The sequence below is a fragment of the Neisseria sp. P0021.S007 genome (assembly GCF_051956855.1).
In genome coordinates this window covers 1-799 of record NZ_JBQCXA010000342.1, presented here as the reverse complement: position 1 = coordinate 799, position 799 = coordinate 1, and the positions used below count along the sequence as shown (strand labels likewise).

Here is a 799-nt window from a genome sequence, read left to right as displayed (position 1 = left end):
CAAAAGCCCCATACGCTCTTCGGCTTTACATTGCGCTTTATACGACAGCCCGTCTGAAAGCGGCTGCCAACGCTCGCTCAACGGACGCGCTTCTTTCAAACGAACATTGACGGTCAACGGCAAACCACTTTGAACATGCAACTCATCCATGCTGCCATCGGCAACTTTCACACCGTTTTTCATGACGATAATGCGGTCGGCGTGGCCATCGAGTTCGGCAAGCGCGTGCGTGCTGAGCAATACGGTTGCACCGCGTCCATTCAGTTCGCGCACGACTTCGTAAAACATTTGGCGTGAAGCCGGGTCAAGGCCTGTGGTCGGTTCGTCAAACAATAAGACTTTAGGCTCGCCCAACAAGGCTTGTGCCAAAGCGAGACGTTGGCGCATACCTTTGGAGTAAGTGCCGACACGGCGGCGTGCCGCTTGAGAAATGCCGACGCGTTCCAACAACTCACGGTTTTTCCTCAAGGGCTGTTTTTTAAGTTTGGCATAGAAATCCATGGTTTCAATGCCGGTCAATGAAGGATGAAGCGCGACGGTTTCAGGCAGGTAGCCGATTTGGCTGCGAAGCAGTGCGCCTGCCTTACTGCCGGTACGCTCGCCCAGCAACATGACTTCGCCTTCGGTCGGCGTAATCAGGCCGAGTATCAGCTTCATGATGGTGGATTTGCCTGCACCGTTATGCCCTGCCATGCCGACGCTTTCGCCTGCTTTGAGGACTAAATCGACTTGGTTGACGGCTTTTTGACTACCGAATTGTTTGGTCACGTTTCTTAATTCGACGGGGTTGGTCATGAAT

Annotated in this window: 1 protein-coding gene; it reads right to left on the bottom strand. The window is 53.3% G+C overall.

Translation table 11 applies throughout. The annotated features are described in order from the left end of the window. A partial coding sequence (locus ACTHUR_RS13225) for an ABC transporter ATP-binding protein (RefSeq protein WP_440398981.1) occupies positions 1-795 on the bottom strand: 795 nt, incomplete at its 3' end. Between the last annotated feature and the right edge of the window lie 4 nt (positions 796-799).